The organism is Glycomyces luteolus, from assembly GCF_027622875.1.
GTDB lineage: Bacteria > Actinomycetota > Actinomycetes > Mycobacteriales > Micromonosporaceae > Glycomyces > Glycomyces luteolus.
The window spans coordinates 1-16,876 of the sequence record NZ_JAPZVP010000026.1; the positions used below are offsets into that span (position 1 = coordinate 1).

A 16,876-nucleotide genomic window follows, 5' to 3' on the forward strand; every position below is an offset into this window, starting at 1 on the left:
CGGCAACCGCGAGTGGCCGAAACGGTCGATATAGGTAACCGACTGCACGCCACCGAATTCATACTTCGGTCATCCGCCTTGTCCCGAAACCCCTGCAGCGCACACCAAGAAGGTTAAAACGCAAGCTTAGCGCTGCTTCGACGTGATACGAGGAGGTTGTCGTGTGCGTTGAGGTGCTTATGATCTGACAGGCCGCCGCGAGCTCCTTCAACGCGGTCGAACTGCGGAGCCCCTCTGCCACTTCGTGTCAAACAGAAGTCGCGGTGACGTGAGAAGATCTGAGCTTATGAGATGGAAGCGTCAGGTCACCGCCAACGCGCTAGTCGCGGGCCATATGAAAGCCTTCTATCGGTCGTTGCCGCAGGCGGCGAGGGAGGTACCGACCGAGGTGGCGTTGGCATACGCTGCGCACCTGTTTCATCGGCGCCGACGTGAGTTGATTGATGAGAAGCGATTCGCGAGCTCTAAATTCCATGTTGGAATTGGCATAGGTACCGGTGGCCTGAACGGGCTTGAACGCTTGACCAAAAGGTCCACTTTGGTTTCTGACGCGCTCCTGCTATCGCATGACCGCGTTGGGCCCGGCCATCGGGTGCGTCGGATATCAAAGCGGAATCGTCCCCAGGTTATCGGTTACGACCCCCAGGATACATACGGCCCTATAGATCCTGGGTGGATAGAGTCTGTTGAGGATCTGTATGTTCACGCACCGCACCTTCACAATCTAGGGCTTTGGCTATTGCGGGCGGAGCCACTGCTGAGGGCTGGGCTGGCATGGTATCTGCCGACCTATTCCATATCGTCGGTGTCGAAGACGGAAGGGTTGTCTGCTCCGCTCGTGGGTCTCACTTACGACCGCGCGACGGAGCAGGTGGAGTTCAGCAACGTGCCGGAGTTGCTCGATTTCCTGCAAGTAGGGCAACGGATTGTGGCACTCGATGACACAGCTCCAGCCGTTACGGCCGTGGTTCGGCCTGTGATCGAGGACCTCGAGTTGCCTTTCATTGACGGCGTCCCGTTGGACGTGTTCAGTGCGGTTACTGTCGAGGAGTTTGAGTCGTATCGCGCCTTTCAACTTTGGCTTCAGCAACAGTTGCTGAGCGTGGATACTGCGTTGAATGCGGAAGATTCGGAGCGCGCGCTCATGCGGATCGGCCTTCAGATCAAAGAAGAAGTGCGAGGCATGGAAGCGCAGATGCGACAAGTGCGCCGCAAACGGGCCGTGACGGCAACGGGTGCCGTGGTTGGGAGCATCAGCGCCAGTCTGACCGCCGTCATGGGCACCTCAGAGTTGGTGTCCGCGGTGGCGGCTTTCATTGGGGGCGCCACGGGCGGATTCTGGACCGCCGTCCAGGCAGGTGCCGATCACAGTCCGCGAACGCTTCAGGAAGGGCCGTGGTACTACGTGTGGACCCTTTCTCGCACTGAACGCAGAAGCTAGCGGCCTCGTGCATGGTTGTGATTGGCATGCAACGGTTCCCATGGAGGGTCTTCGCTCAGGTCGAGGATCCGGTTGAACGGGCGGCGGGGGCGTCGCCGCCGGTACTGGCTTTCCTCGCCGCGGCCTAAGATCGCGACGCGTCGGTCGACGCTCCGGCTCAGCGTCCGCAGAAGGCGATGATGCTGCGGTTGACCAGCTCGGGCCGCTCCCACGGCATGAAGTGCCCGGCGCCCTTGACCCAGAACGGTCCTACCCCGGCGGGGAACGCGATGGCGCACTTCTCCTCCAAGTGGTCGCCGATGGTCACCTGGTCGGCGCCGATGAGGATCAGAGTCCGTTGCTGGACAGGGCGGTCGATCATCTCGGGGGCCGAGAGCTTCCTGGTGCCCATGACGACTTCGTAGTCGGCGAAGGACGCGCGCAGCCGCGCCGCATCGCCGTAGGGCTCGGTCAGGAACGCCAGGTCGTCCTGGTCGAACGCGTCGGGCGGGCACCACATTCGGTGCCCGAAGAACTCGCCGACGTATCGTCGGCGGCGCTCGGGCGTATCGAGCTCGGCGACCAGCGCATCGGCGTGAAGTCCTTGGCGGCGTTGATAGTCGTAGACGGCGGGCTTCGGCCGTCCCGCCGGGATGCCGGCGGCCGTGAACGCTTCGTCCAGGTCGGGCATGGAGTCGTCGAGGATCACCAGGCTGTCGACCCGGTCGGGGTGGCGGTTCGCCATGTCGATGGCGATCATGGCGCCCAGGTCGTGCCCGGCCACGACCGCCTTCTCCCACCCGAGCGCGTCGAGCAGTCCGGTCAGGTCGGTATTGAACGCGTTGAAGTCGTAGTACTCGTCGGGTGCGAAATCGGAGTCGCCGTAGCCGCGCAGGTCCGGGGCGACCACGTCGAATCCGGCCTCGGCCAGGGGAATGAGGTTGTGCGACCAGATCCCACTGGTGCAAGGGAAGCCGTGGACGAGCAGCAGCGGCACACCGCCGCTCCCACGGCGCCGCACCGCCAGGCGATGCCCCTGGCGAACTTCGATCATTGTCGGCGCGATGACTTCAGCAGGGAGAACCATGCACCATGGTTACACGACTCCCGCATCACGCGATACGACGAGTATCGCCCTTCAGCCTGCCGGTTCCTCGTATCGGTCGTCGGCCACGACGCGACGCTCATCGCCACCGGCCAGGGCCTGCTCGTCGGCGGATTGGTCGCCATCCCAGTTAAATGGTGACATGAACACAACGAGCACCAAGCGCATCGAACGTGTCGCGGGCACTCGGGACGCCATCGTCAACGCCGCCGAGCGGCTGTTCGCCGAGCAGGGCGTGCAGGCCGTCTCGAACCGTCAGATCAGCGAGGCCGCCGGGCAGGGCAACAACGCCGCCGTCGGCTACCACTTCGGCACGAAGGCCGATCTCATCCGCGAGATCGTGCGCAGACACGTCGAGAAGATGGAACCGCTCCGGGAACGCATGTACGCCTCGATCAAGGACTCGAAGCGACTGCGCGACTGGGTCGAGTGCCTGGTAGTGCCCGTCTGCGACCACTACGACTCGCTCGGCGAGCCGTCCTGGTTCGCGCGGTTCACCGCGCAGATCCAGTTCGACCCGCAACTGCGGTCAATTGTCGAAGATGAAGCGCTGCGGGCCGAATCGCTGGACCGCACGGTGGACGGGATCAGCCGGTTCATGCCTTCCTTGCCGGAAGACGTTGTGGCCGAACGGTTCCGGATGATGCAGATGCTCATGGTGCTCACCCCTGCCTCACGCGAGGCGTCATTGGCCAAGGGGGAGCCGGTCTACGGCTCCTCCTGGCGCGAAGCCGGAGGCGCACTGATCGACGCGATCGTCGGCCTGCTCGAAGCCCCGCACCACGCTCAGGAATTAGCAGGAGAACACCACGACGATCACCGTCTGCGAGGACAAATGCGGCTCGCGGGAGACATCGCGGACCTCCCGTTCAAGCACGACGCTTCGGTCTACGAGGTCTATGAGCCGCCCGTGACCTGGTAAGTCGAGGGCAGGACGCCGCCTTTCGGAGGCGGTCTGTGACTTGCCCGTAAAGTGGAGGCGGTTTGCGGATGCCGGGGTTATGGTCGGGGGCGGTGACTTCGCGTGACCGGCGCGTCGCGGGGCACCAAGCGGCGGGGAACCCATCAATCCCGTTGCGTCCCAACCAGAACCCTCTAATCGAACACGGGGCCATTGCTGCAATGGAATCCATCACCCTCGACGGGAAACGTCCTCTCGCCTCGGTCGCCCGAGCGCTCCGACCCCGGAGGGCGCAGCTCGCCCTCGCCGTCGGCATCTTCGTAGTCAAAGACAGTCCGACCTGGCTGATGCCGGTCATCACCGGCGCCGCGGTCGACGCGGTCGTGCGCGGCGGTCCAATCTCGACACTCGGCTGGCTCGCCATCGGCGCGGCCGTCCTCGTCATCCAGAACGCCTTCACCCACGTGTGGTTCACGCGGCTGTACATGGGCGCGGTGCGGTCGCTCGGCGCGGGCTTCCGCAACGCGCTCGCGGCGAGGCTGCAACTGCTGTCGATCGGGTTCCACTCGCGGTCGAACGCCTCGATCATCCAGAGCAAGGTCGTGCGCGACGTCGAGAACGTGGAGATGATGTTCGCCCAGTCGGGCGGGCCGTTCCTCTCGGCCGTGTTCGTGTTCGCGGGCGCGATCACCATGACCGCGCTGACCGTTCCGCAGTTCCTGCCGGTATTCGCCTTGTCGATCCCTTGCGGATTCGGCGTGTGGTGGTTCACGCGGCGCCGCTCGCGCGAGCGCAACGAGGAGTTCCGGCGCGAGATGGAGGTCTTCTCCGCGCGGGTCGGGGAGATGGCAGCGCTCATGCCGATCACGCGCGCGCACGGGCTCGAGCACGTGGCGACCGGGCGGGTCGCGGAGGTCGCGGAGGAGGTGCGGCACCGGGGGCTGCGGCTCGACGTCGTGAACGGCCGGTTCGGTGCCGCCAGCTGGGTCACCATGCAGCTCTTGTCCGTCGGGTGCCTGCTGCTCGCCGCGACGGTGGCGGTGATGGAGTGGGCGCCGATCTCGGCCGGGCAGGTCGTGGTGCTCGGCACCTACTTCTCTATGCTCACCGGTTCGGTGGGCGCAGTGCTCAACCTGGTGCCGGTGACCGCGCGCGGGACCGAGTCGGCCCGGTCGATCGCGGAGGTGCTCGAGGATCCCGACGTCGAGTACAACGAAGGAAAGCCCACTGTAGACAGTGTGGAGGGTCGGATCTCGCTGCGCGAGGTCACGGTCCGCTACCCGGACGGCGGCGCGCCCGCTCTGGACGCGGTCGATCTCGACATCGAGGCGGGTAAGACCGTTGCGCTCGTGGGGCCCTCGGGTTCGGGCAAGTCGACGCTGATGAACACCGTGCTCGGGCTGATCCGCCCCGCGGGCGGGAAGGTGCTGCTCGACGGGGCGGACATGGAGGCGCTGGACATGCGGTCGGTGCGGCGGCATGTGTCGGTGGTGCCGCAGGATTCGGTGCTGTTCGAGGGCTCGGTGCGGGACAACATCACGTACGGGCTCGGGCCGATCGACGATGAGCGGGTGCGGGAGGCGCTGCGCGACGCGAACGCGCTCGAATTCGTTGAGGGCCTTGCGGACGGGTGGCACACGGTGGTCGGGGACCGGGGCGCGCGGCTTTCGGGCGGGCAGCGCCAGCGCCTGTCGATCGCGCGGGCGCTGATCCGCGACCCGCGGATCCTGTTCCTGGACGAGGCGACGAGCGCGCTCGATTCGGAGTCGGAGCGGCACATCCAGGGTGCGCTGGAGACGCTGATGCGCGGGCGGACGACGCTGGTCGTGGCGCACCGGCTGAGCACGATCCGGAGCGCGGATGTGATCGTGGTGCTCGAGCACGGGAAGATCATCGAGCAGGGCACGCATGATGAGCTGCTGGCGCGTTCGGGACGGTACGCGCGGACTTGGGGCGTACAGCACGCGGCGGCTTGAGGTCGGCGCTCCGGGCGGGGTGGCGACGGCCGGCGTCGGGTCGCCGCCGGGAGGGCGTACGGGTGGCCCCGGGTACCCGCCCATTCCCACCTTCACCACTACCAGTGAAAAGGAAACCCTCCCACATGGGTACGACAAGGGCCCGCTACCTGCGGAAACAGGTGCGGGCCCGAGTTGTCGCAGGGGTGTGGGATGCGGCGCTCATGGTGCGAGCGACGCTGAGAGCCGGCGCGCGGTGGTGTCGAGGTGCGTGGACGCCGGGTGGTCGACGGCTACTGCGGGGCGAGTGCCCGCTGTACGGCGGCGATGAGGTCGCGGTCGGCGGTGCCGAGGCGGCGCGCCGCCTCGACGTAGTCGGCGGCGAGCCGGGCGAGTTCGGCGGGGGGCCGCGGCGCGGCCTCCGCCGTGACCCGGGTGCCGCCGCCGCGGCGGGAGCTCACCTTTCCGGCCGCCTCCAGCTCCCGGTAAGCCCGTCCGACCGTCCCCACCGCCAATCCGAGGTCGGCGGCGAGCTGCCGCACCGGCGGCAGGCGGTCACCCGCAACCAGCCGCCCCTGGTCGATGAGCTCGCTCAACTGCGCGCGGATCTGCTCGTACGGCGGCACGGGGCTGGCGGTGTCGACCCGCACCTCGAACGTCATCGCTGTGCCGCCCGGTAGGGGAATACCGCCATGGCCGCGAACCAGCAGCTGGCGATGAACGCCGTCAGCCCGAGGGCGAGGGCCGTCCAACCGAAGGCCGTCACGGCGGCGGTCGCGCAGGCGTTGCCGGTCATCGCCATGCCCGTGTAGAGCCCGGTTCCGGTCAGCGGCGCGGCCACCAGGACGCCGCAGGCGGCGACGATGGCGCGTGCCGATGCGCGGCGGGCGTCGTCGTCGGCGGCGCGGACCGCATCGCCGGATGCGGGGCGGCGGCGGCGCGTCACCGCGTGCAGTGTCGGTGCGGCGGCGGCGATTCCAATGAGGACTGATGCTGCGATCGGCAGGCTGTAGTAGACGCCGGGCCAAGGGCCGGTGCTCGCGGTGAGGTCCTGGCAGTTGAGGGTGAGGAACCGTCCCGCCCTGCTCATGTCGTCGGCGCTGCCCATGAGGCTCGTGGCGGTGAGGAGGACCGCCAGCACGGCGCCGAGCACGATGACCGCTCCGGTCATGAAGCGCGGCAGGTAGGACCGCACGGAGCGGACTTCGATCGGCGCGGCACGGTCGGGTCCCGTCGGGACCGTTCCGGTGATCTCGCCGATGAGCACGCCCGCGAGCAGGCAGAGTGCAAATGCCGGCGCGGCGAGGGCGGCTTCCAGGCCCAGCCAGTTCGGCGGTGCGGCTGTCAGGATCGCCGCCGCGGCGGCGAGGCCGATGCCGAATCCGGCGAATCGCGTGATCGTCGAACGTCTCACGATGGGCCGCATCGCGGCCGATACGTCGGTCCCGCCGACGCCAGCGCCGACGGTGGCGCGGCGTCGGGTCGCGAGCAGTGCGGCGGCGAGCAGGACGGTCGCGAGTCCCGCGATGAGCAGTAGGGGCATGTGTTCCTCCGAAAGCAGAATTTGTATCAAACACATGATACAAATTCCGGGAACTTGTGTCAACACAAGTTCGGTTGGCGTGATCGTATCCGGTTGACAAAGTTTGGCGACACAACTTAATCTTGGGCTTCCGCGCCAACCAAGGGGAGCACTGTGAGCCGAACTGCCGTGTCCGGGGCCGAGCACCCCATCGTCTCGGGCTTCCACCCCGACCCCACGATCTGCCGAGTGGGCGAGGACTACTACCTCGCCCACTCCAGCTTCGAGTACTTCCCCGGCGCACCGATCTTCCACAGCCGCGACCTCGTGCACTGGAAGCAGATCGGCAACATCCTCGACCGCCGCGGCCAGTTCCTCCGCGCTGACGGCCGCCCCTCGGGCGGCATCTACGGCTCCACCCTCCGCCACCGCGAGGGCCGCTTCTACTTCGTGACCACGAACGTCGGCGACGCCGACTCCGGGCAGACCATCGTCACCGCCGAAGACCCCGCCGGTCCGTGGAGCGACCCGATCTTCATCCCCCAAGCCGTCGGCATCGACCCCGACATCTGCTGGGACGACGAGGGCGGACTCCTCCTCACCTGGACCGGCCGCGTCGCCGGCACCGACCTCCACGGGATGCTCCAGGGCCGCGTCGACCTCAAGACCGGCGAGTTCACCGGCGAGCCCTACAAGGTCTGGCAGGGCACCGGCCGCCTCGACTTCCCCGAGGCCCCGCACCTCTACAAGATCGGCGACTACTGGTACCTGATGATCGCCGAGGGCGGCACCGAACGCGGCCACTCGGTCACGATCGCCCGCGCCGAACGGCCCGAGGGCCCCTACGAGTCCTGCCCGGCGAACCCCGTCTTCAGCCACCGCTCGATGCCGTCGCGGACGGTCCAGAACACCGGGCACGCCGACCTCGTCGAGACCGCGTCAGGCGAATGGGCCGCCGTCTACCTCGCAGTGCGCCCGGCCGGGTTCACCCCGAGCTACCACGTCCTCGGCCGCGAGACCTTCCTGGCCGGAGTCGACTGGGTCGACGGCTGGCCGGTGTTCGACGAGCACCGCTACGACTTCACGCCCGATGCGACCTCCTTCGAGGACGACTTCACCGCGGACGCGCTGCACCCGCGCTGGGTCTCGCCCTCGAGCGAACCCGAGGCGATCGCCTCGCCGGATACCGATGGGGGCCTTCGGCTCCGCGCTCCGGGCGACGGGTCACCCGGGCTGCTGTGCACCCGCGTCGAGGATCTGCGGTGGGAGGCCGAGGCCGAGTTCGCCGGTTCAGGCCGGTTCGAGGTCCGCATCGACGACCGCCACCGCTACGGCCTGGTCTTCGAGGACGGCGCGGTGCGCGCGCAGGCGCGCATCGGCGGAGTGAGCGCCGATCTCGGTTCGGCCGAAGTGGCCGCCGGATCGGTGGTGCTGCGGATCGCCGCGGTCGATTGCGAGGCCGAGACCATGACGGCCTACGGCCCGGACGACATCGTGCTCGCGCTGGTCGACGGCGGCGACGTCACCGAACTCGCGCGGCTCGACGGCCGCTACCTGTCGACCGAGGTCGCGGCCGGTTTCACCGGCCGGGTGCTCGGCGTCGGCGCGGCGGGGGAGGTCTCGCGGCTGCGCAGTTTCCGGTACGCCGCAACGGAGTCGGCGCCGACGGAGTGAGGACTTCGGAAGTGCGGCAGGCAGACTGAAGTCCAGCGCCACCCTGGCGGTGTCGCCGGTCGACGTGCGCGCGCAGGCGCCGCTCGCGCCTTCCGGTGCGATCGGTGCCCCGTGTCGCCGCGTGATGCCTTGCGGCTCAATCGGTCTCGCGGACGATCACGACAGGGCAGTTGGCGTGGTTGACGCAGTAGTGGCTCACCGAGCCGATGAGCGACCCGACGAAACCGCCGTGCCCGCGGCTGCCCACGACCAGGAGGTCAGCGCCATCGGACATGTCGATGAGCGTCTTGGCCGGGTGGCCGCCGACGGTGTGGTGCTCGACCTCGACGTCCATCCTCCCGCCGAGCGCGTGGCTGATCGCCGACTCGAGCGACTGCCTGGCGGACTTGTCGAACTCCTCGCCGCCGGGCAGGACCATCATGCCGCTCCCGTACATGGTCGGCACTTCCCAGGCCTGCACGGCCTCGACCTTCGCGCCGGTGCGCCGCGCCTGCTCGACTGCCCATTCGAGGGCCTTGATCGAGGGCCCGGAGCCATCGACGCCGACGACGATGCGTTCTTTGTGCTCCTCTATCCCGTCCATCGCCCCTCCTTAGGGCTCGGTCCGAGCTTCTGGAGTACCCGCCTCAGCAGCGGTCGAACCTTCCGAGGGCCCCGGCGCGCCGCGGAACGCCCGGGCGGACCCGGGCGCTCCGAAGCGCGGCTCAGCCCCCGGGCTGGGTGATCCTGATGTGGTTGCCGAAGGGGTCGCGCAGGGCGCAGTCGATGCCGTACGGCTGCTCGGTGGGCTCCTCGGTGAACTCGACGCCGAGGTCCTTGAGCCGCTTGTAGGTGCCGCGGCAGTCGTCGGTGTTGAGGATGGTCGCGCCGAGGGCGCCCTTGGTGAGCAGGTCCCTGACCTGGGCAGCGGTCTCCTCGCTCTGCGAGGGCGGGCCGGGCACCTCGAGGAGGATGTGGCGCTCGGGGTCCTCCGGGAGCGCGACGGTCAGCCAGCGCATGAAGCCGAGGTCGGCGTCAGTCGAGATCTGGAAGCCGAGTTTGCCTACGTAGAAGTCGATCGCCTCTTCCTGGTCGAGGACGAACACGGTGTGAATGCTGATTCCTGTGAACATGCACTCAGCCTATGGGCCGGGTGGTGCCGCGGGCTTATCCAAACGTGCTCAGTCGAAACTGCTCGGTCTGGTCCAGGACTTGACGAAGCACACCGGCGCTTTGAACGCCGGCACTTCCGCCCGGTACTGGGTGGGCGGGCGGCCGATGATCTGGGAGAACGTGCGGCTGAACGTGCCGAGGCTGTCGAAGCCGACCGCCAGGGCGATCTCGGTGACGGTCGCGTCCGTGTCGCGGAGCATCGCGCAGGCGCGTTCGATGCGGCGGCGCTGGAGGTAGCGGTGCGGGGTCTCGCCGAAGGTGTCGCGGAACGTGCGGCTGAAGTGCGCGGGGGACATGAGGGCGACACGGGCGAGGGCGGGCACGTCGAGAGGATTGGCGAAGTCGCGGTCCATGGCGTCGCGGGCGCGCAGCAGGCGGCGGTTCTGGTCTTCGCCTGGGGTCTTCACGGCATCCTCCGAGGTCACGTGCGCGTATGCCGATGATCGCATGGGCGGAGGCAGGTCACATCCCGGGTTTCGACCGTAGTAATGAAAACGAGTTCCGTTATCTTTGTCAAAACTGATCGCCCTCCGGCGCCCCGGCGCCCTGCCCCGGTGAGGTCCCTTGCGCACCATACGGTCCTTCACGGAGCAGCCGCTGCCCGTGCGGCTGCTCCTGGTGAACCAGCTCGGAGTCAACCTCGGCTTCTACATGGTCATCCCCTACCTGGCAGTGCACCTCGAGACCTCGGCCGGGATGTCGCTGGCCGCGATCGGCGTCGTCCTCGGGGTGCGGAACCTCGCCCAGCAGGGGCTCAACCTGATCGGCGGCACGGCCTCGGACCGGCTCGGGCCGCGCGGAGTCATCATCGCCGGATGCCTGCTGCGCGCCTTCGGGTTCGGGCTGTTCGCCCTGACGCCCTCGTTCGCGGTGCTCATCGCCGCTGCGGTCGTCAGCGGCGTCGCCGGGGCCCTGTTCAACCCGGCGGTGCGGGCGTACGTCGCCGAAGCGGCAGGTGACCGGCGGGCGGAGGCGTTCGCCCTGTTCAACCTGTCCGCCAACACCGGGATGTGCCTCGGACCGGTGGTGGGCAGCGCGCTCGTGATCGTCGACTTCCGGCTCGGGGCTCTGGTCTCGGCGCTGGTGTTCCTGGGCCTGGCGGTCGCCCAGATCCTGACACTGCCGCCGCACCGGGCGGCCAAGGCCAGGACTACAGTGCTCGGCGGGTGGCGGGAAGCGTTCGCGGACAAGGGGTTCCTGGCGTTCACGCTCGCCACGGCCGCGCTGTTCGCGCTCCAGAACCAGCTGTACCTGCTGCTGCCCAAGGCCGCCGTGGACTCGACGGGCACCGATTGGGCCACCGCTGCCGTCTTCGGCGCCTCCACGATCGCGACGCTCGGACTGCAGGTGCGCAGCACCGACTGGTGCCAGCGGCATCTGAGCCGGGTGGCGGCGATCGCGCTGGGCATGGCGCTCATCGGCGCGGCGTTCCTGCCGCCGGCCCTGCTGCCCGCGAGCACGCCGAGCCTGCACTTCGCGGCGGTGCTCGTGTCGGCGCTGGCGCTGTCGATCGGGGTGATGGTCGCGCAGCCGTTCGTCATGGAGCTCATCCCCGGCTTTGCGCCGCAAGGACTCACCGGCACCTACTTCGGCCTCTACTACCTGATTTCCGGGGTCGTGGCGGCGATCGGCACGAGCGCGGTCGGATTCGTCGCCGACATGGCGGCCGAGCGCGCCGCCTGGGCGTCGTGGACCTGCTGCGCGCTGCTCGGACTCGCTTCGGCGGCGGCCGTCATCGGCCTGCGGGGCTCCCGGTCCCTCGCCGCCGCACAGCCGCAGGCTGCCGCGTCGTCGGCGGACGCGTCAGAGCGAACCCCGGGCGATGCCCCGCAAGGCGAGTCGCCGAGCGGCCCGGGCGACGAACAGCGGCGCGCGCCGCACGACGCGGCGTCCGCCGAAACCGCGCCACGGGCCGAGCCGCAGGACACCGCCTCGCGCAACGGCCCGACCCCCGGGACCGAGCCGCCCGCCGCCGCTTCGCCGAAGCCGTCCGCGCAGCGCCGCGCGAACCTCTTGAACCGCAACCACTAAGGAACCCTCATGAGCCACCCATCGGCCAACCCGCACCTCAGCCGCCGCGTCGTCCTCAGCGCCGCGAGCCTCACCCTCGGCACCTCGGCCGCCGTGCTCACCGCGTGCGGCTCCGACGCCGACCGCGAAACCGAACCGAAGACCGGCGGCACGCTGCGCGCGGCCTTCGCCGGAGGCGGAGCCGACGAGACCATCGACCCGCACCGCGTCAACCTCTTCGCCGACGCCGCCCGCGCCAAGGCCGTGTACGACAAGCTCGCCGACCTCGGCTCCGACATGGCGGCCGTGCCGCGCCTCGCCGAATCCTGGACGCCCGACGCCGACCTCACCGTCTGGACCGTGAAACTCCGCAAAGCGGTCTTCCACGACGGCAGCCCCGTCCGCGCCGCCGACGTGCTCTACAGCTACCGGCGCATCGCCGACCCCGAGGAGACCTTCCGCGCCAAGCAGGACCTCGCCCCGATCGACCTGGAAGCCAGCAGGGCCGTCGACGACCTGACCGTCGAGTTCGTCCTGAAACACCCCCTCGCCGAATTCCCGAACTCCCTCGCCGCCTTCGGCGCCTACATCGTCCCCGAAGGGACCGATGATTTCGAAGCCCCCGTCGGCTCCGGCCCGTTCAAGTTCGCGTCCTTCACCCCCGGCAGCGAGTTCACCGCCGAACGCTTCGACGACTACTGGGACGGCGCACCCAGACTCGACCGCCTCCAGATCGTCGTCGCCGACGAGGAGTCCGCACGCATCAACGCCCTCCTCGGCGGACAGGTCGAATACGCGCACGACCTCTCGGCGACCACCGCCCGCGCCAACGAAGCCAACGACGCCGTCGCCCTCGTCTCCTCCCCGGGCTCCAACATGCTCGGCTTCGCCATGAAGACCGACCGCGCCCCCTTCGACGACCCCCAAGTGCGCCAAGCGATGTTCCTCCTCTGCGACCGCGACGAACTCGTCGAGTCCGTCCTCTCCGGGCGCGGCCAGATCGGCAACGACCTGTTCGGCCTCGGCTTCGAGCACTACGCCGCCGACATCCCCCAGCGCGAACGCGACCTCGAGACCGCCAAGACCCTCCTCGCCGCCGCGGGCGTCCAGAGCATCACCCTCGACACCGCCGACGTCGGCTCCGGCTTCACCGAGGCCGCCCAGATCTTCGCCGAGCAGGTGCGCGAAGCCGGGATCGAAGTCGAGATCAACGAACGCAACGCCGACACCTACTGGGCCGACGTGCTCACCGAAGGACAGATCGCCTCCTACCGCTCCGGCGCGATGCCCATCGCCTCTCACATCTCCCAGCGGCTCCTCACCGACTCCCCCACCAACCTCACCCAATGGCACCAGGCCGACTTCGACGAGCTGTACCTCCAACTCCAATCCACAGCGGATGACGCCGACCGCGAAGTGCTCTACCAGCAGATCCAGCAGCGCCTCCACGACGAAGGCGGCTACCTCGTCTGGGGCTTCGCCGACTGGATCATCGGCACCCTCCCCGGCGTCCACGGCGTCGAACAGGCCCCGGCGAACACCCTCGACTGGGCGCGCTTCGACAAGGTCTGGATGGACTAGTGCTCCCCTACGCGGCCAAGCGGATCGGGCTCGGCGCGGTCCAAGTCCTCGCCGTCGCGGTCCTCGCGTTCGCGCTGGTCGAACTGCTCCCCGGCGACGCGGCCGTCGCCCTCGCCGGGGACCAGCCCGACCCCGCGAACATCGCGCGCATCCGCGAGCAGATGCACCTCGACGAACCGGCCCTCGCGCGGCTCGGCGACTGGCTCGCCGCGATCGCCACCGGCGACTTCGGGGCCTCGCTCGTCTCCGGGCGGCCGGTCGCCCACCTGCTCGCCACCGCCCTCGAACCGACGCTCATCCTCGCCGGACTGACGCTGATCCTGGTGCTGCCCTTGGCCATCGGCCTCGGCATCGCCGCCGCCCGGCGACGCGGGCGCTGGCCCGACCGGCTCATCACCACGTTCACCGTCGGCCTGTACTCGGTGCCGGAGTTCGCGCTGGCGGTGCTGCTGGTGAGCGTCTTCGCGATCGGCCTCGCGTGGCTGCCGCCCACGGCGGTCGGAGTGCCGTCACTGCTGGCGGAGCCCGCTGTCCTGGTGCTGCCCTTGCTGGTCCTGCTGGCGCGGCCGATCTGCTCGATCGCGCGGCTGGTGCGCGCCGGGATGATCGAGGCGCTCGACTCGGAGTACGTCGCGCATGTGCGGCGGGCCGGGGTCTCGGAGCGGCGGGTCGTGTTCGCGCACGCCCTGCCGAACGCGATCACCCCGGCGACCGCGCAGATCGCCCGGACGGCCGACTGGCTGCTCGGCGGGGTGATCGTCGTCGAAAGCGTCTTCGTGATCCCGGGCCTCGGCACCGCCCTGGTCGATGCGGTGAACGCGCGCGACCTGCCCGTGGTGCAAGGCATCGCGGTCGTCTTCGGCGCTACCACCGTGCTCGTGAACCTGGCCGCCGACCTGGTCGCCTTTCGGCTCGCCCCGAGACTCGAGGTTGCCCGATGAGCCCCGAACCGCCTGAACCGAACACGACGGCGAGCGGCCTGGTCAGTCCCCGATCGCCCGAGCCGGAACGGCCCGAAAGCGGTCCTCGCCGCCTCGACCCGGACGACCTGTCGCACCCCACTGGCACCCTTGCAACCGGGGGCGCTCGCGCAGCGACACACCCGACCGCGGGGGCACCGAGCCCCCGGAACCGTCGCACCCTCCTGGCCCCCTTGCCATCGGGGGCGGTCGAATCCCGACACACCCGACCCCCGGGTCGCCGCAGATCCCTCCGAGAGCGCATCGCGCTCGCCCTCCAGGAGCGCTTCGCGCTCGCCGCGCTCCTCGCCCTGCCACTCGGCATCGCCCTCGCCGGGCCGTTCCTGCCCGTCGCCGACGGCGACCGCACCCAGCCCTTCGACCCGGCCGCGCCCTGGCCCGGCACCGACTACCTCGGCACGAGCGTCCTCGACGGCGTGCTCGACGGCGGCTGGGGCATCGTCGTCACCGCCGCTGCCGCGACCGCCCTCGCCTTCCTCGTCGGCCTCCCGATCGGCCTCGTCGCCGCCGCGACCCGCCGCCGCTGGCTCGACGAGATGCTCATGCGGCCCTTCGACCTCCTCCTCGCGCTCCCCTCCCTCCTCCTCATGCTGCTGCTCGCGTCGATCGCCCCGCCCACGGCCTGGATGCTCGTCCTCATCGTGGCGCTCGTGAACCTCCCCGACATCGCCCGGATCGTGCGCGCCGCCGCCCTCGAGACCGCCCACCGCCCCGCCGTCGAAGCAATGTGGCTGCAAGGCGAAAGCTGGTGGCGCACCTCGATCGGCTACATCGCCCGGTCGATCCTCCCCACCGTCGCGGCCGACGCCGGCGTGCGCCTCGTCGGCGCGTTCTACCTCGTCGCCGCCGCGAGCTTCCTCGGCGTCGGCGCGGGCCCCGAAGCGAGCGACTGGGCCGTCATGGTCGACGTCAACCGCGGCGGGATCTTCCTCTCCCCCTGGGGCGTCGTGCTCCCCGCGGCCCTCCTCGTCGCGCTCTCCGTGGGCCTCAACCTGCTGTTCGACCGGCTCCTCGCCCGAAAGGCCGCCGCATGAGCGTCATCAACGTGACCGGGCTGCGCGCCGAAGCCGCCGGGAAGACCCTCGTCGACGGCGTCGACTTCACCCTCGACGCCGGGCGCGTCCTCGCCATCGTCGGCGCCTCCGGCTCGGGCAAGACCACGATCGGCTCCGCCCTCCTCGGCGCGGTGAAGCCCGGCGTCACCGCGACCGGCACCGTCGAAGTCGCAGGCATTGCAGTGTTGCACTGCGCCCCAAGCGAAGTGCCCGCCGCCTATCTCCCCCAGCACCCGGCGGCCGTGCTCAACCCGGTCCGCCGCATCGGCGGCGTCCTCGCCGACATCGCGAACGCCCGCAAGCAGACGCGCGCGTCCCCGGACCGGGTGCGCCAGTGCCGCAGTGCCGCCGGAAGCGCCCTCGCGCGCGAAGCGACGGCCGACCGCATCGCCGACGCGATGCGCCGCGTCGGCCTCGACGACCCGGCCTACCTGCGCCGCTTCCCGCACCAGCTCTCCGGCGGCCAGCAGCAGCGGCTCGTACTCGCCCAAGCGTTCCTGTCCGAGGCGCGGCTCCTCGTCGCCGACGAACCCACCACCGGCCAGGACCTCGGCAACCGCGACAGGATCGCCGCCGAGCTCCGCCTCGCCGCCGCGAACGGCATGGCCGTCGTCCTCCTCAGCCACGACCTCGACCTCGTCGAAGCCGTCGCCGACGACATGCTCGTCCTCCACGCCGGCCGCGTCGTCGAGCGCGGCCCCGCCGCACGCGTCCTCACCGAACCCGCGCACGACTACACGCGCCGTCTGCTCGCCGCGCGAACCGCCGAGCCCGCCCCGGCCGGGGGTGCGGAGGCCCCGATCCGCATCGCCGGCCGAGGCCTCACGGTCGCGGTCGGCCGCCGCACCCGCATCCTCGACGGCGTCGACTTCGCAGCGCGACAAGGCGAATGCCTCGCCGTACTCGGCGCCTCCGGCTCGGGCAAGACCACCCTCGCCCGCACGATCGCCGGGCTCCAGCAGGCCACCGCCGGGGAACTCAGCCTCGACGGCGAACCGCTGCCGGTGCGCGGCCGCCGCCGCTCCCGCGCCGAACGCGCCCGCGTCCAGTACGTCTTCCAGGACGCCCGCGCCTCCTTCGACGAGCACCGGAGCATCGCCGCCTCGGTGGCGCGCAGCGCCGTCCGCCTGCGCGGCCTGCCTCCCGACCAGGCCCGTCTCGAGGCCGAACGCGTCCTGAACGAGGTCGGACTCCCGGCCGAGACCGCGAACCGCCGCCGCGGCGAACTCTCCGGCGGCCAGCTCCAGCGGGCCGCACTCGCGCGCGCCCTCGCGGCCGGGCCGGACGTCCTCATCTGCGACGAGATCACCTCCGGGCTCGACGTACTCACCAGGAACGGCGTCCTCGACCTCCTCGCGGCCCTGAAAGGCAAGGACGGCATGACGATCCTCCTCATCACCCACGAGCCGTTCGTCGCCGAACGCCTCGCCGACCGAGTGCTCCGCATCAAGGACGGCCGCGCCGTCGAGGAGAGCTGAGCGCGCCAGCTCGGGAGCCGGAGCGGGCCGCCGGGCGACGCCC

16 protein-coding genes are annotated in these 16,876 nt (G+C 69.7%); 10 read left to right on the top strand and 6 right to left on the bottom strand.

Features of this window, described 5'->3' with window-relative positions; genetic code table 11:
* Window positions 1-805 precede the first annotated feature (805 nt).
* On the top strand, window positions 806-1,441 hold the full coding sequence (locus tag O1R50_RS23510) for a hypothetical protein (RefSeq protein WP_270112690.1): 636 nt from the start codon (window positions 806-808) through the stop codon (window positions 1,439-1,441).
* A 157-nt stretch (window positions 1,442-1,598) separates the two neighbouring features.
* Here the strand turns inward: O1R50_RS23510 and O1R50_RS23515 are convergent, their stop codons facing one another.
* A complete protein-coding gene (locus tag O1R50_RS23515) occupies window positions 1,599-2,417 on the bottom strand; it encodes an alpha/beta fold hydrolase (RefSeq protein ID WP_270112691.1) in 819 nt (272 codons plus the stop codon).
* Between O1R50_RS23515 and O1R50_RS23520 the strand changes: the two genes are divergently transcribed.
* From O1R50_RS23520 to O1R50_RS23530, 3 genes are all read left to right on the top strand, one after another.
* Window positions 2,397-2,666: a hypothetical protein gene (locus O1R50_RS23520; protein ID WP_270112692.1), complete on the top strand. Its 270-nt coding sequence runs from the start codon at window positions 2,397-2,399 to the stop codon at window positions 2,664-2,666. The two genes, O1R50_RS23515 and O1R50_RS23520, sit on opposite strands and share 21 nt — an antisense overlap.
* Before the next feature lies 1 nt (window position 2,667).
* Window positions 2,668-3,447, top strand: coding sequence for a TetR/AcrR family transcriptional regulator (locus O1R50_RS23525; protein ID WP_270112693.1), 780 nt, complete (start codon window positions 2,668-2,670; stop codon window positions 3,445-3,447).
* Window positions 3,448-3,647: 200 nt separating this feature from the next.
* Complete coding sequence (locus tag O1R50_RS23530; protein ID WP_270112695.1) at window positions 3,648-5,402, top strand: ABC transporter ATP-binding protein; 1,755 nt, start codon at window positions 3,648-3,650, stop codon at window positions 5,400-5,402.
* 272 nt (window positions 5,403-5,674) lie between these two features.
* On the opposite strand, the gene O1R50_RS23535 is transcribed toward O1R50_RS23530, so the two are convergent.
* Together O1R50_RS23535 and O1R50_RS23540 are read right to left on the bottom strand one after the other, a co-directional pair.
* The gene (locus O1R50_RS23535) at window positions 5,675-6,043 is read right to left on the bottom strand and encodes a GntR family transcriptional regulator (RefSeq protein WP_270112696.1); all 369 of its coding nucleotides are present in this window, start codon (window positions 6,041-6,043) and stop codon (window positions 5,675-5,677) included.
* Complete coding sequence (locus O1R50_RS23540; RefSeq protein ID WP_270112697.1) at window positions 6,040-6,924, bottom strand: hypothetical protein; 885 nt, start codon at window positions 6,922-6,924, stop codon at window positions 6,040-6,042. Before O1R50_RS23540 ends, O1R50_RS23535 begins: the two co-directional genes overlap by 4 nt.
* A 153-nt stretch (window positions 6,925-7,077) precedes the next feature.
* On the opposite strand from O1R50_RS23540, the gene O1R50_RS23545 reads away from it, so the two are divergent.
* The gene (locus O1R50_RS23545) at window positions 7,078-8,577 is read left to right on the top strand and encodes a glycoside hydrolase family 43 protein (protein WP_270112698.1); all 1,500 of its coding nucleotides are present in this window, start codon (window positions 7,078-7,080) and stop codon (window positions 8,575-8,577) included.
* Between the two features lie 136 nt (window positions 8,578-8,713).
* Here the strand turns inward: O1R50_RS23545 and O1R50_RS23550 are convergent, their stop codons facing one another.
* From O1R50_RS23550 to O1R50_RS23560, 3 genes are all read right to left on the bottom strand, one after another.
* Window positions 8,714-9,160: a universal stress protein gene (locus tag O1R50_RS23550; protein ID WP_270112699.1), complete on the bottom strand. Its 447-nt coding sequence runs from the start codon at window positions 9,158-9,160 to the stop codon at window positions 8,714-8,716.
* Window positions 9,161-9,281: 121 nt separating this feature from the next.
* Window positions 9,282-9,689, bottom strand: coding sequence for a VOC family protein (locus tag O1R50_RS23555; protein WP_270112700.1), 408 nt, complete (start codon window positions 9,687-9,689; stop codon window positions 9,282-9,284).
* Between the two features lie 48 nt (window positions 9,690-9,737).
* Window positions 9,738-10,178, bottom strand: a complete 441-nt coding sequence (locus O1R50_RS23560; RefSeq protein ID WP_408612803.1) for a helix-turn-helix domain-containing protein — start codon at window positions 10,176-10,178, stop codon at window positions 9,738-9,740.
* Window positions 10,179-10,293: 115 nt separating this feature from the next.
* Here O1R50_RS23560 and O1R50_RS23565 point away from each other — a divergent pair, with 115 nt between their 5' ends.
* The 5 genes from O1R50_RS23565 to O1R50_RS23585 all read left to right on the top strand — a co-directional run bounded on the left by O1R50_RS23565 (window position 10,294) and on the right by O1R50_RS23585 (window position 16,833).
* The gene (locus O1R50_RS23565) at window positions 10,294-11,760 is read left to right on the top strand and encodes an MDR family MFS transporter (protein WP_270112702.1); all 1,467 of its coding nucleotides are present in this window, start codon (window positions 10,294-10,296) and stop codon (window positions 11,758-11,760) included.
* Between the two features lie 9 nt (window positions 11,761-11,769).
* Window positions 11,770-13,320: an ABC transporter substrate-binding protein gene (locus O1R50_RS23570; protein WP_270112703.1), complete on the top strand. Its 1,551-nt coding sequence runs from the start codon at window positions 11,770-11,772 to the stop codon at window positions 13,318-13,320.
* Window positions 13,320-14,261, top strand: coding sequence for an ABC transporter permease (locus tag O1R50_RS23575; RefSeq protein WP_270112704.1), 942 nt, complete (start codon window positions 13,320-13,322; stop codon window positions 14,259-14,261). The genes O1R50_RS23570 and O1R50_RS23575 overlap by 1 nt, the downstream gene beginning before the upstream one ends.
* Before the next feature lie 212 nt (window positions 14,262-14,473).
* On the top strand, window positions 14,474-15,334 hold the full coding sequence (locus tag O1R50_RS23580) for an ABC transporter permease subunit (protein ID WP_270112705.1): 861 nt from the start codon (window positions 14,474-14,476) through the stop codon (window positions 15,332-15,334).
* Window positions 15,331-16,833, top strand: coding sequence for an ABC transporter ATP-binding protein (locus tag O1R50_RS23585; protein WP_270112706.1), 1,503 nt, complete (start codon window positions 15,331-15,333; stop codon window positions 16,831-16,833). Before O1R50_RS23580 ends, O1R50_RS23585 begins: the two co-directional genes overlap by 4 nt.
* Window positions 16,834-16,876 lie beyond the last annotated feature (43 nt).

Coding starts and splice junctions, on each gene's coding strand:
- O1R50_RS23525 (WP_270112693.1), top strand. CDS start 2,668: ATGAACACAACGAGCACCAAGCGCATCGAACGTGTCGCGGGCACTCGG.
- O1R50_RS23530 (WP_270112695.1), top strand. CDS start 3,648: ATGGAATCCATCACCCTCGACGGGAAACGTCCTCTCGCCTCGGTCGCC.
- O1R50_RS23535 (WP_270112696.1), bottom strand. CDS start 6,043: ATGACGTTCGAGGTGCGGGTCGACACCGCCAGCCCCGTGCCGCCGTAC.
- O1R50_RS23540 (WP_270112697.1), bottom strand. CDS start 6,924: ATGCCCCTACTGCTCATCGCGGGACTCGCGACCGTCCTGCTCGCCGCC.
- O1R50_RS23550 (WP_270112699.1), bottom strand. CDS start 9,160: ATGGACGGGATAGAGGAGCACAAAGAACGCATCGTCGTCGGCGTCGAT.
- O1R50_RS23555 (WP_270112700.1), bottom strand. CDS start 9,689: ATGTTCACAGGAATCAGCATTCACACCGTGTTCGTCCTCGACCAGGAA.
- O1R50_RS23560 (WP_408612803.1), bottom strand. CDS start 10,178: ATGCGATCATCGGCATACGCGCACGTGACCTCGGAGGATGCCGTGAAG.
- O1R50_RS23570 (WP_270112703.1), top strand. CDS start 11,770: ATGAGCCACCCATCGGCCAACCCGCACCTCAGCCGCCGCGTCGTCCTC.
- O1R50_RS23585 (WP_270112706.1), top strand. CDS start 15,331: ATGAGCGTCATCAACGTGACCGGGCTGCGCGCCGAAGCCGCCGGGAAG.